7 protein-coding genes are annotated in these 14,324 nt (G+C 40.7%); 6 read left to right on the top strand and 1 reads right to left on the bottom strand.

The features are described from left to right. Positions 1–48 precede the first annotated feature (48 nt). The 6 genes from HUW48_RS08055 (at position 49) to yidC (ending at position 12,256) form a co-directional block, all read left to right on the top strand. A complete protein-coding gene (locus HUW48_RS08055) occupies positions 49–1,044 on the top strand; it encodes a FecR family protein (RefSeq protein WP_182415189.1) in 996 nt (331 codons plus the stop codon). Positions 1,045–1,073: 29 nt separating this feature from the next. Continuing rightward, positions 1,074–2,681: a DUF4974 domain-containing protein gene (locus HUW48_RS08050; RefSeq protein WP_182415188.1), complete on the top strand. Its 1,608-nt coding sequence runs from the start codon at positions 1,074–1,076 to the stop codon at positions 2,679–2,681. Between the two features lie 103 nt (positions 2,682–2,784). After that, positions 2,785–5,280 (top strand): TonB-dependent receptor, encoded by a 2,496-nt coding sequence (locus HUW48_RS08045; protein ID WP_246343781.1) that lies wholly within the window; start codon positions 2,785–2,787, stop codon positions 5,278–5,280. Positions 5,281–6,106: 826 nt separating this feature from the next. Then, complete coding sequence (locus tag HUW48_RS08040) at positions 6,107–8,536, top strand: TonB-dependent receptor domain-containing protein (protein WP_182415187.1); 2,430 nt, start codon at positions 6,107–6,109, stop codon at positions 8,534–8,536. A 257-nt stretch (positions 8,537–8,793) separates the two neighbouring features. After that, positions 8,794–10,425, top strand: coding sequence for a CTP synthase (locus HUW48_RS08035; RefSeq protein WP_182415186.1), 1,632 nt, complete (start codon positions 8,794–8,796; stop codon positions 10,423–10,425). A 19-nt stretch (positions 10,426–10,444) separates the two neighbouring features. Continuing rightward, positions 10,445–12,256, top strand: a complete 1,812-nt coding sequence (gene yidC, locus HUW48_RS08030; RefSeq protein WP_182415185.1) for a membrane protein insertase YidC — start codon at positions 10,445–10,447, stop codon at positions 12,254–12,256. A gap of 345 nt (positions 12,257–12,601) precedes the next feature. On the opposite strand, the gene HUW48_RS08025 is transcribed toward yidC, so the two are convergent. Next, the gene (locus HUW48_RS08025; protein ID WP_246343778.1) at positions 12,602–14,206 is read right to left on the bottom strand and encodes an ABC transporter substrate-binding protein; all 1,605 of its coding nucleotides are present in this window, start codon (positions 14,204–14,206) and stop codon (positions 12,602–12,604) included. Positions 14,207–14,324: the final 118 nt, after the last annotated feature.

Here is a 14,324-nt window from a genome sequence, read left to right as displayed (position 1 = left end):
TTTACCTTTAAGGTAGGGTAAGACTTGTTTTAACTGTTATATAAGTACATGAATGAAAACCGGCCAACATTCTGGGAACACCTGGCCCGGGAAGTCAGTGGAAATGCTTCGGAAGAATCGAAAGCCTGGGCGCAGCAGCAACCAGAACCAGAATTAAACGAAGCACGCACCCAGGCCGAACGGGTATGGAAAAATACGTCCTTGCCGACAGATTCGTACGAACCAGATGTGGAGCGCGGATGGCAACGGTTTCAGTTAAAAGTGCAAGCCCGGGAAATATCACTCACGTTAGTAAAGAAAAATAATACGGGAGTTATACGGTGGGCTGTAGCCGCAACTATTTCTTTACTAATGGTAGCCAGCGCTTACTTTCTTACTCGGCCAACTCAACCAGCTTGGACGGAAATAAGAACCGCTGCCAACGAAACCAAAACTATCCGATTGGCCGATGGCAGTACGGTGGCCTTAAATCAAAAAAGTGTATTCTCCTACCCTACCAATTTTCAGAAGGAAAATCGGATAGTAAAATTAACAGGAGAGGCATTTTTTGAAGTTGCTAAAGCCGAAGGAAAAAGATTTACTATTTACGCCGAAGGCACCAAAACTGAGGTAATTGGCACTTCTTTCAACCTGCGGGCTTATGCCCACGAACCCGTAAAGGTGCAGGTAGTAACAGGGAAAGTAGCCTTTGCTCGCACCGAAACCGACGATGCTATTTTTCTGGTACCGGGGCAGGAAGGCGTAATAGGCGAAAAAACGACTGTAGCCCAAAAGCAAATAATACAAAATGAAAATTTCAGAAGTTGGGAAACTAAAAACTTAACTTTTAGCAACATGCAACTAGATCAGTTAGCGGCCGAACTGGAAAGTTATTTTAACATAAAAATTACTATTCAAAACCAAGCCTTACTACAATGTCGGTTTACCACATCTTTCCGGAATCCGGACCTGAAAGAAGTACTGGATATACTGGCGGTTACAGGCAACCTAACCATTACCCAAAAAGGCACCGAATATTTTATAACAGGGCCGGGGTGTAATTAAAAATCTAAAAAATTTAAATAATTTTAAGAATGAAAACACGTAGTTTTTTCATAATGGCTTTGCTTTGCCTTATTTTTTCGACCGGCTGGGCGCAATCACAACCATTAAAAACAAAAATCTCCCTTAAAGTAAATAATGCTACCTTACCGCAGGTACTGCAATCCATTCAGCAGAAATACGCTATTCGGTTTTCGTACCTGAACAACGATTTACCTCCTAAAAACCGGATATCGGCCGAAATAGAGGATAAAACTTTAGCTGAAGTATTGGATGTACTGCTCGCCAATACGACCGTAGGTTACCTGGAAAAAAACGGCCAGGTAATTATTAAAAAAGGTTTGCCGAAAAGTCTACCCAAAGCATCTACCTTAAGCAAACTTCCTCTGCCTACTTCCAATACTCCCGTTAAACCAACGCCAAAGCCAACCACAACTCCCGTTGAAACCAAACCGGAGCCTACTCCTAAAATACCGGAAACCAGTGTAACACCTCCAAGCAGTAGCATAGCCGATGAGCCTTATTCTACTAAAGATACACTGGCCACCCAAAGTAGTACCGATTCCAATACTGAACGTACTACTGTTACCATTAAAACTGTTAAAACAGTGGCCTTCGACGAAGATTCACTGGAAATTAAACCTTTTCACCTGGGCATTATTTATCCAATAAGTACCAACGGCACCCGGGCAAATGAGTACGTAAACCGAGTATCAGCTCATTTGTTGGTGGGCACTGCGGCGGGTTCGCAAGGCGTTGAATTTGCGGGAGTAGGCAACATTGATAAAAAGTACGTGCGCGGCTTTCAGTTTAGTGGCTATTTTAGTATAATCGGAAACCGGGATAAATTAACGCCGATAACAGATAGCGCTATTGATCGGTACAGTTTACAGGGTGGCCAGTTTGCGGGATTTCTGAATATAGCGGGCGGCAATAGCAGTGGAGTTCAGTTTGCCGGTTTTTTAAATGTTAGCCGCAATATTACAGGCGTGCAGGGAGCCGGCTTTATGAATATTGCCCGCGATGTAAAAGGGGCGCAACTATCTGGTTTTTTGAACAAGGCCCGCTACGTACACGGTACTCAATTAGGCTTTATAAATGTGGCTGATAGTATCAACGGGGTGCCAATCGGATTCTTAAGTTTTGTGAAACACGGTGGCTACCACCACGCGGAAGTTTACGCAGCCGATGACTTTAACGTAAATTTAGCCTATAAAATTGGTGTACCTAAATTCTATACCATTTTTGCCTTAGGCGCGGAACTGGACGATAAAAAACGTTGGGGTTATGGGGCAGGCTTTGGCTCGGAATGGACACTCTACAAACGGTTGCATTTAAACACCGATGTGGTTTCGTATTACGTGGTTGAGAAAAGTTACGAAAAATTTCCGGATGGCCTATTCGAAGATTATGAGTTAAATATGCTGAACAAATTCCGGTTACTGGGTACCATACAACTAGCCAATCACTTATCTCTTTTTGGCGGACCCACTTTTAACGTAATGGTTTCGGAATACCAGGAACCCGGCGAAACCGAAGTGGGCTCTACCTTTCCTAAACACACCTTTTATAATAAAACCAATTTTTTTGATACCAACGTAAAAATGTGGATTGGCTTTAATGCCGGTATCCGGTTTTAAATTTAGTAATTAACCCTTCCCCTACACTTCTCATCTATTTTGCTTCAGAATATTTAAAACCGCCTTTTGGCGGTTATCAGAACCTTATTGCCTAATAAAACCTATGAATCAGTCCATAAATAAAAATACGATAACTATTGCTGAGGATTATCAGCAAGGCTGGGAAATGTCCTTGGCCGAATACGAACGGCAACGTGCTAAGGCACTTTATTTCTCTAAAAAAACTTATAAGCAAAAAGCAATTGCTTCTATTATAGCAATCCTTTTTTTACTAACAAGCCAGCTTCCGCTCCTAGGTCAAAACCTAACGCAAACCATTCGGGGCAAAATAATCGACAGCGAATCGCAAACACCTTTGGTTGGTGCTTCGGTAGCAATTATATCTTTAAATCCGGTTAAAGGCAGCACCTCTGATAACGAAGGTTTTTTTAAAATCGAAAAAGTACCGGTGGGCCGCCACACTATAAAAGTGAATTACATTGGCTACCAGGAGCAGGTAATTCCGGAATTGCTACTGGGTTCGGGTAAAGAAATAATTCTTACTATTGGGCTTACCGAATCTATCCGGCAAATGGATGAAGTGGTAATTACAGCCCAACCCGAAAAAGGCCAACCCCTGAACGACATGGCCACCCTAAGTGCCCGATCTATTTCCGTGGAAGAAACCAAACGGTACGCGGCTAGCGTCAACGACCCGGCCCGAGCCGCTTTATCGTACGCCGGCGTGGCAACAAACGACGATGGCGGTAATCAGATTGTAGTAAGGGGCAATTCACCGAAAGGCATTCTTTGGCGTATGGAAGGCATTGAAGTACCTAATCCCAACCATTTCGGTGAGGAAGGTGCCTCCGGAGGCGGGATTAGTATTTTAAGTGTAAACATGATTGATAACTCTGATTTTTATACCGGCGCCTTTCCGGCCGAATACGGTAATGCATTATCCGGAATTTTCGACATGAAACTACGCCAAGGCAACAACGAAAAACGGGAATACGCTTTTCAGGCCGGGGTTTTAGGTCTTGATTTTGCGGCCGAAGGTCCTTTTAAAAAGAACTACAAAGGTTCGTATTTAGCTAATTATCGCTATTCAACCTTAGCCATATTAAAAAAAGTAGGTGTAAATATTTCGGGAGATGCCGTGCCCGAATTTCAGGATTTTTCTTTTAAACTACATATACCTACTACTAAGGCCGGTATTTTTACTTTATGGGGCATTGGTGGGTATAGCACGCAGGTGCAGGAAGCGACCCACAATTCCACGGAATGGAAAGAAAAAGAAGACCGGTTCGATGAAGTTTTTAAATCCGGAATGGGAGCCGCCGGTTTATCGCACGTGTATTTTCTGAATTCTAAAGCTTACTTTGAAACCGTGTTGTCTTTGTCCGGCAATTTTAATCGTTACCGTTACGATTCGTTGGGCACTGATTATAAACCTAATACTTTTTTCCATGAGTCATATAAAAATTACGCCGGCCGATTATCCGTATTGTATAATCATAAAATAAACAACCAGCATACCATTCGGGTAGGTGCCATTTATAGTAATTTAAACTTCGACATATTTAGCGAAGGTAGGGATGAGGACCGGAATAATGCTATTGAGCGCTGGGTAGATAATGAGGGCTACTCCGGCTTACTGCAAGCTTATGGCCAATGGAAATACCGGTTAGCCGAAAATTTAACACTCAATTCCGGACTTCATTTTATGCGGCTGGGTTTAAACGGGAATAGTGCTCTGGAACCCCGGTTGGGCATTCGGTGGAACTTTTCGGGTACTCAATCACTCGGTGCTGGTTTAGGCACCCATAGCCGTAATGAATCAATGGCAGTTTATTTTGCCCAACAACCTTTAGGTAATGGTCAATATTCGCAAGCCAATAAAGATTTGAAGTTAACAAAGGCAAGACATTACGTGCTTTCCTACGATCAAATGCTGCGCGAAGACCTTCGATTTAAAGTAGAAACCTATTATCAGCAATTATATAATTTAGCCATTAGCCCCGACCCGAAGAGTACAATTGCCGCCTTAAACTCCGAAACCGGCCTAATTGCTGATAGTTTAGTAAGTAATGGCAAAGGTAAAAACTACGGAGTAGAATTAAGTTTGGAGAAGTTCTTTACTAATAATTACTATTTTTTAATTACCAGTTCGTTGTACAACTCTAAATATACGGCGGCAAATGGTATAGAATACAACACCCGGTACAATGGCAATCATATTTTAAATGTTTTAGGCGGTAAAGAATTTAGAGTGGGGAAAGAAAAAACTAACTTAATTGGAGCGAATGTGCGGGTACTTTGGGCGGGAGGAAATCGGTACACACCTTTAAACGCAGAACAATCACGTGCCGAAGGGAAAGCGGTTTATTACGAAAATGAACGTTACGAAGCCCAGGCCCCCGATTACTTCCGGACAGATATCCGGGTAAGCTACCGTAAAAACCGCCCGAAAGCTTCCTATATTTTATCGTTGGATATTCAGAACGTTACCAACCGCCTGAATATGTATAATCAATACTACGACAAAGACACGCAAAGTCTTAAAATTAGTACCCAAACTGGCCTCATTCCCGTGCTGAATTACCGGATTGAATTCTAAAAGACTCGCTCAAATCTAAAAAAGCACCTTTTTGAGAATCAAATAACTTGCTTATAAAACGAAGCGCACATTTAATAGAAAAAGTAAATAAACTCCTTTTTCTTAACGTATCTGGTATAAGCCAAGTATGTTAGGAAGAAGGAGTTTGGTTTTACTAAAGTACTTTCTACTCTTTTATTTTTTTGGTAATACTTAAAACTCTAAAAATCTACCTGTTTATACTATAGGTTCTTAGCTTTAGCTGATGCCACAACGTATAAAATTCTAAATCCACTATTTTCTAGTCTGCATCAACCTGCTTAGTCCATCTAAATTTTTATTCTATTTACTTTTCATTCTTCTCTTTTTAAGGTTTTCATTTTTCAGGTAACTAATATTTCTAGGGCTTCATCTACCTAAGGGTACAGTAAGAAATTATGTTGCGCCCATATAATTTAAATTTTTTTTTTTGCGGATTTATGCAAAAAGAGAGGAATGAGCATCTAGTAATTAAATAACAGTTCTGAGTATTTCTTTACAAGGGTAGTGGATCATTTTCCTTTAAAAGCTTACTACAGAAACTTAAGATTTCATATGCCACAGATACAATTCGCAGCAATTGAAAGCAGTTATAATTTCACAGTCCCTGTACACCACTCAAAAACAAGCCCTTAAGAATGCTTTTCACCTTTTCTGTTTAGGAAAGTCAGTCTTCTCTTAATCTATAATTTAAAAATCTTTTTTGCAGTACCTATTTGTAATACCATAGTTTGTACCTGCGTCGCGGTGAACCAGTGAAGTAGATTAGATTTAAATGCAAGGCTTAACACCTTAACAGTTTTAAATTATGAAATATCTAGTCGCTTTATTAATCATTCTTATTGGCTCCCGTTCTATTGTAGCACAATCGGCTTATCCGGGAAAAATTACAGGCTCTCTTACAGATTCCGTTACTTCTAAACCAGTAGCTTACGCCACGGCTGCTCTTAAAAAAGAAAACAAACTTTTTACCGGTACTACCACCGATGCCGCCGGTGTTTTTCTAATCACTAACCTACCCACCGTTAATTACCAACTGGAGATTTCCTTTGTAGGCTATCGCACCAAAATTATTCCGGTTGCCCTTACAACGGATCGTTCTGTTCTGGAGTTAGGTAAAATCCAACTAAGTCCGGATACAAAAATACTCAGCGGAGTTACCGTTACCGGCCAAAAAACTTTAGTAGAAGATAAAGGCGACCGCTTGGTGTACAACGCCGAAAAAGATATTTCTAATGCGGGCGGAACCGCCGCCGATGTGCTCCGCAAAGTTCCTACCCTTACCGTTGATTTAAATGGTAATGTGCAAATGCGCGGGAATAGCAACCTTAAAGTTTTAGTAAATGGCAAACTATCGGCCATGATGGCCCGCAACCTGGCCGATGCCCTGCGGCAAATGCCCGCTAACGTTATTAAATCCGTGGAAGTTATTACCAGTCCGGGCGCGAAGTACGATGCCGAAGGCTCGGCCGGAGTAATTAATATTATTACTAAAAAAGGTTTACAAGGCTTTAATGGCTCTACCAACATCACGGCCGGAAATTATAATCGTTCTATCGGAACCAATATAAATTACAAGAAAAAGAAAATCGGTTTAACGTTTTCGGCTAATGGTTACCAGTACCGCAACCAATGGGAAAGCCAGAATACCCGTACTACTTTGTTAAACAACCAGCCGGTAAATATTCTCATTCAAAGGAGTTTAGCTGATAATACGGGAACGGGCGGTTACGGCGAAATCAGTTTTGATTTTGATCCGGATTCTTTGAGTCGTATTAACTTTTCGGCGAATGTCTGGGGCGGTAGTTATCCTAACAACAACACGCTTTACAACCTTCTCATCGATCCTACCGGGCAGGAATTACAAAATTTTAGAAACGACCGCCGGTTTAGAAATCCATATGGTAACGGACAATTGGATTTAGGGTATACCAAAACATTTAAAAAACCGGAACAGGAATTTTCTTTTTTGACCCAGTTTAGCCGGATGCCCGATAACTATTTTTACGATACGGATAGTTACTCCTTAGCGGAGCAGCTTACCTACCGCCAGCACAGCACTAATTATAGCCGTAATAAAGAATACACCTCACAAATTGATTATACGCATCCTTTCACCATTAAAAGCCAACACGATACTACTAATATAAAAATTGAAATAGGGCTTAAAGGCATTTTGCGCGATATTGGCAGCGAGTACCGCGTTGAAGAATCCTTGGATGGAGCAGGCGAATTAATTCCGAATCCTGCGCAGTCAAATGATTTTAATTATAAACAGCAGGTTACATCGGGTTACACCTCGGTACGTTTAGATACTAAAAGTAAATGGGGCGTAAACATCGGGGCTCGCTTGGAGCATACCGATATCAAAGGTGATTTTGTTACTACCCAAACTAAATTAGCCAATCAATACAATAATTTGATTCCGAGTATTACCCTATCTAAAGGTATAAAAACCCAAACGTTTAAAATTAGTTATACGCAGCGCATTCAACGCCCCTTAATCTGGTATCTGAATCCCTGGCTCAATGCCAGCGATACTTTAAATGTGAATACCGGCAATCCTTACCTGAAGCCGGAATTAAATCATGCCACTGAGTTAGGGTATAATTTAAACACTAAAAAAGGATTATCGGTAAATACAGCATTTTACTGGCGTTATACCGATAATGCCATCGAATATTTAACTATCGTAGAACCTAACGGTGTATCCCTGAGTAAACCGCAAAATATTGCAACCCGTCAGGCATACGGTTTAAATTTAAATGTATCGGGCCAACCTAATAAAGAATTAAATGTAAACGGTGGCATAGATATACGCTACGTTGACCTTCGTAGTCCAGCTTTGAATCAGAGCAATAATGGTATTGTCTGGAACATTAATTTTAACTCCACCTACAAATTACCGAAAGATTATTCCCTGCAAGCTAATGGAAATTTCGGATCGGGATGGATAAGTTTACAAGGCACCAACTCGGGTTATTATTGGTATGGGTTTGCCGGAAAGCGCGAATTCTGGGATAAAAAAGCCAGTCTTACTTTGGGAGTTAATAATCCATTTAAGCGCAGCATACAACAGACTGGTCAGCAAACAGCACCTACTTTTATCAGCGATAATCGTTGGTCATTTGTAAATCGTTCAATACGGCTAACCTTTGAGTGGCGGTTCGGCCAAATGAGTGCAGGAGGTGGCAAGCAAAGCAAAAAAATCAGCAACGACGATAAAGGCGGCCGATAGAATCAACTTATTTACTAATAATTCCTCTAGCTGAAGCTAAAGCCAATTTAATTTTAAATATTTTATAATCAACCATTAGAAATATTTATATCTACTATATTTATCCTATGGTTCCTGATAACTTTGTCACTATACTTAAGTAAATTACAACTTGCCACTACCTGCAGCTAATGGTATATTTTGTAAATCCGAAGAATAAATAAAGCAGAACTCATAATTTCCTCGTATCTTTGTATCCCATAAGCCTTAAAATACTTATGGATTCTAAATATATTTTTGTGACGGGCGGGGTAACTTCCTCCCTGGGAAAAGGTATCATTTCCGCGTCGCTCGCCAAACTTTTACAAGCTCGAGGTCTCTCGGTAACTATTCAAAAATTCGATCCTTACATCAACATCGATCCCGGCACTCTAAACCCTTACGAACACGGTGAGTGTTTTGTAACCGACGACGGAGCCGAAACTGACTTGGATTTGGGTCATTACGAACGTTTCTTAAACATTCCTACTTCCCAAGCCAACAACGTAACCACCGGTAAAATTTACAACCACGTTATTACGCAGGAACGTCAGGGAGCTTACCTGGGCAAAACCGTGCAAGTAGTGCCGCACATTACCGATGAAATTAAACGTCGTTTGTTGCTATTGGGCCAAACCGGCGAATACGATATTGTAATCACCGAAATAGGTGGCTGCGTGGGTGATATCGAATCATTACCCTTTATTGAAGCTGTCCGCCAGTTGCGATGGGAACTACCTCATAACGATTCTTTGGTAATTCATTTAACTTTATTGCCTTACCTGAGAGCTGCCGGCGAATTAAAAACTAAACCTACCCAGCACTCGGTAAAAGCACTTTCTGAGGCCGGGGTACAGCCAGATATTCTGGTTTGTCGTTCGGAGCATCCAATTCCGATGGAAATGCGCAAGAAAATTGCCTTGTTCTGTAATGTAAAGGTAAACTCAGTAATTGAGTCTTTGGATGCGGAAACTATTTACGACGTGCCGCTGATGATGAAAAAAGAAAAGCTGGACGAACGGGTAATCAAGAAACTTAAAATTACAGGCAAACACGAATTAAACCTCGACTCTTGGAAAGAGTTTTTAGGCCGGTTAAAGAACCCCACCGAAGAAGTAAATATTGCTTTAGTGGGTAAATACGTGGAACTGCCGGATGCTTATAAATCTATTATCGAAGCTTTTATTCACGGAGGAGCCGCTAACGAGTGCAAAGTGCGCATTAAAACCATCCAATCGGAATATATTACTTCTGATAATATTGAGTCTTTGTTAGGCAAAAGCGACGGGGTTTTAGTAGCTCCTGGTTTCGGCAGCCGTGGTTTCGAAGGTAAACTAGAGGCGATTAAATTCGTGCGGGAACGCAATATTCCTTTCCTGGGTATTTGCCTGGGAATGCAATGTGCCGCCGTGGAATTTGCCCGCAATGTGCTAGGTCTGGCGGATGCAGCTTCTACCGAAATGAACCCTGACACCACTAATCCGGTTATTGATTTAATGGAGGAACAGAAAGATGTTACCCAGAAAGGTGGTACTATGCGATTGGGTGCCTATATTTGTGAGTTAAGAAAGGGAAGCCGGGCACAGCATATTTACGGTAAAACCAGAATTAGTGAGCGGCATCGGCACCGTTATGAGTTTAATAACCAATACTTGCAAGCATTCGAAGAAAATGGCATGTTAGCCACGGGTATTAACCCCGAAAACAACCTGGTAGAAGTTATTGAACTGCAAAATCATCCTTGGTTTGTTGCTGCCCAATACCACCCTGAACTAAAAAGTACTGTATTAAACCCGCATCCGCTATTTGTTAAATTCATAAAAGCGGCTATTCATCACACCAAAACTAAAAACGATTATTTAAAAGGTTAATACCTGAATTAATTTATTTATGGAGAAAAATCAAGCAGTAGGCTTAGTTATTATATCGGTCCTACTGATCGTGTACATGACATTCTTTGCTCCCAAGGCACCCCCTAAACCTGCTCAGGAAAAACCGACCACTTCGGTAAGTACTTCCCCGGCAACTATTTCTGCTACTCCTGCTAATGTTCCGGATTCAGTACGAGCACAGGCTTTAGGCGAATTTGGGGCGGCTGCAGTGGGTACTGCCGAAGAAGCGCGGTTAGAAAACAAGAATCTGCAGGTTACCTTGAGTAACAAAGGCGGTAAAGTAGAAGAAGTTTTACTGAAGAATTATAAAACCTGGGATAAGAAGCCGCTTATTTTATTTGATAAACAAAGCAGCCAAACCGATATCAGCTTTCAAACAAATAATGGTAAAACCATTAAGCTGTCTGATTTATATTTCAAAGCTTTACCTGTACAAAACCAAAACGGATCTCAGGTTTTAACTTACCGGGCGGAATTAGGAGACGGCCAATCTATTGACCAGACTTATGCCTTAGCTTCTGATGGTTTTACTTTGGATTACAAAATTAATTTTAAGGGTTTAAATCAATTAGTAGCCGATAAGCCTTTAACTTTTAATTGGAACGATCGCTTAAAAAAGACGGAATTTGATTTAAAACAAAACCGGGATCATTCACGCTTAAACCTGATGACCGCCGAAGAAAACTTTGAGCATTTAGTAGGTACAGCCGATGAAGTAGAAACCCAAAAAGTAGAAAGTCCAATTAAATGGGTGTCTAACAAGCAGAACTTTTTTTCAGCAGCCATTATTGCTAAAAACACGTTTTCAGGAGGTGAGTTAAAAGCATCGTTTAATCAGGCCGATACAACCGAAGTTAAAACTTTTGCTACAACACTTGCTATTCCAGCGAAAGACGTGCTAGGTAACGGGGGAGAATTTACTTTTTTCTTCGGACCGAACGATTACACTGTTCTAAAGAAGTTACCCTTTGATTTTGAGCGCAATTTAGAGCTGGGCTGGGGTATTTTTGCTTATGTTAATAAATTTCTGATTATTCCGATATTCCACTTTCTGCAAAAATTTATTAGTAGTTACGGCATTATAATCGTTTTGCTAGTTTTATTTATTAAAACCTTATTGCTGCCGCTTACCTACAAATCGTACTTATCGATGGCTAAAATGCGGGTATTAAAACCCGAAATTGATGCTATTAAAGAAAAGAACGAGGGTGATATGCAAAAGACTCAATCGGAGACCATGAAACTGTACAGCGAAGTGGGTGTGAACCCCATGAGCGGCTGTATTCCGGTGGTACTTTCTATTCCGGTTTTGTTTGCCTTGTTCAACTTTTTCCCTAACTCGATAGAATTGCGGCAGGAACCATTCTTATGGGCGCATGACCTTTCTACTTACGATGTATTTGCCCGTTTGCCGTTTACCATTCCGTTTTATGGCAACCACGTAAGTATGTTCACCCTCTTAATGACGGCTTCTACTATTTTGTATACCTGGTCAAATAATCAGGTTAATACTAGCATTCAGGGCCCCATGAAGTTTTATTCTTACTTGATGCCCTTAATCTTTTTGTTTGTAGTAAACTCGTTACCGGCTGGTTTAAGTTTTTATTACTTCGTGGCGAACATTATTACATTTGGTCAACAAGAATTAATTAAGCGTTTCGTAGACGAAGATAAAATTCGGGCTAAACTAATTGCCAATAAAGAGAAAAATAAAAACAAGCAGCCCGGCGGTTTCCAAAAACGTTTACAAGATGCAATGAAAGCTGCCTCTGAACGCGAAGCTCAACAAAAGAAAAGCAGTAAAAAATAAATCACGGATTTTCGCGGATAACGCGGATTATTTTATTAGCATAAAGCCGTTCTTAGTTATACTAAGTACGGCTTTACTTTTTGTACACTATAATCAACAAATATTTTCAGCATATAAAAATATTAATACCAAATAGTATTTACTAATTACTATATCAGTAGTTTAAAAAACAAATTCGGGAGGTTTTCACTCCCTAGGCTTTAAGGTATAGCATTGGTATAATATCCGTAACCTAATTATAGCCGCATTTATATTTTCTGGATTACTCTCCAATACAGTACACACTTCCAGCGGTACAAGCAAAATTAATCCGCGGAATCCGGGTAATCCGGGAAAATCCGCGATTTAGATTTTATCTACTTTTTCCAGGCGCAAATTATTCATAGCATCGGCCTGCAAACCAGTGATATTATTTTGCGTTAAACGAATTACCTCATCGTAAAACAACACAATCACCGGCGACTCTTCCACTATAATTTTATCCATGGCCTGGTATAAAGCACACCGCTTTTCTTCATTTTGCTCCAAACGGGCTTGTTCGTACAAACGATCATAAGTAGAATTTTTAAAATGAGTTTTATTGGGGCCTCCGGGTGAGAAATTGGGACTGTAAAACAGAGCTAAAAAGTTTTCTGCATCCGGGTAATCGCCAAACCACGACTTCATAAAAAAGGCCGAGCGTCCGTTATCTACGGCTTCCTGGTGAGCGGGAAACTGATTAATGTTAATCTCTACCTCCACTCCTACATCTGCCCAGTTCTTTTGCATAAATTCGGCAATTTCTTTGTGTTCCGCCACAGTATTCAGCCGAATCTGTAAAGGATTGTGCGGACCATACCCAGCCAATTGTAACAGCTTTCTCGCTTTATCTGGTTGGAACGCATAACCACCCACTAGCTTACGATTATATGAAGGCAAAGCTGGCGGTACCATGCCTGAGTGTCCGGGTATACCTAAGTTATTCCGGTAATACAATACCAAGGCTTTTTTATTTAATGCATAATTCAAAGCTTGCCGCACGCGCTTATCGCGTAAAGCCGGATTATCCTCCGGAAGATTTTTAGTGTCTAACTGAATTCCTATGTATTCGGTGTCTAAGTAAGGTCTTTTCTCTACTTTAAACTTTCCGGCAAAATCTTCTTGTACGGTTCCGTCGGGATTAAATATTAAATCTTTAGAACTGCCTTTCACTCCCGAAAGAAAATCTAATTTGCCTTGCTGAAAAGTGAGAAACTCTAATTTGCGATCATTAATAAACGAAATCTGTACAGCATCCAAATAAGGTAATGCTTTACCTTTGATGTCTCGCTTCCAATACCGCGGATTTTTGTGAAAGATAATGGCATTTTCTTCGTCCCAGCTTTTAAATAAAAACGGTCCCGTACCAATGGGGTGGCTACGAAAATCTTTGCCAAATTTAGTTATTCCTTCTTTAGGTACCACAAATGCATAAGGCATACTCAAAATTCCTAAAAAAGGAATAAACGGCTCTTTTAAATAAATTACTAGCGTACTGTCGTTCAGAGCTTTAAAGCACGTATCTGCCACTTCTCCTTTACTATTTTCCAGCACTTTGCCTTTAAAAATCCAACTGCCGGTACTAGCGGTACGGGGCTCCAGAATGCGTTTAAAAGAATAAACAAAATCAGCTGCCTTCACCAGGCGTCCTTTTCCGTTTGAAAAAACCGGGTCATCGTGAAAATAAACATCTTGCCGCAAATGAAATAAATACCGGCGTCCATCCGGCGAAATTTGCCAGGAGCGGGCAATGGCCGGTGCTGGATGCAGTTGCGCATCAAGTTCTATTAAACCGTTATAGAGTTGGGTTACAGCCCAAATATTACCCTGGTTGCGTGCATAAGCCGGGTCCAGCGAGGTTAAGGATTCTGGCTGGTTATACTTAAAAACTTTTTTATTCGTTTCATCTGCAAACCGCCTTTCGCAAGCCAATATTACAAGCACGCAGCAGCAGAAAAATATCCTTAGTCTCATCGTTCTAAATAAAAATTCTCCCTAAAATAGTATATCTTTGCGCAAGATTTAGTCGAATAAAATACGGCTGCTAAAC

This window comes from Adhaeribacter radiodurans, from assembly GCF_014075995.1.
Lineage (GTDB): Bacteria > Bacteroidota > Bacteroidia > Cytophagales > Hymenobacteraceae > Adhaeribacter > Adhaeribacter radiodurans.
The sequence above is the reverse complement of the archived record's forward strand: the minus strand, read 5'-3'. Positions and strand labels throughout refer to the sequence as shown.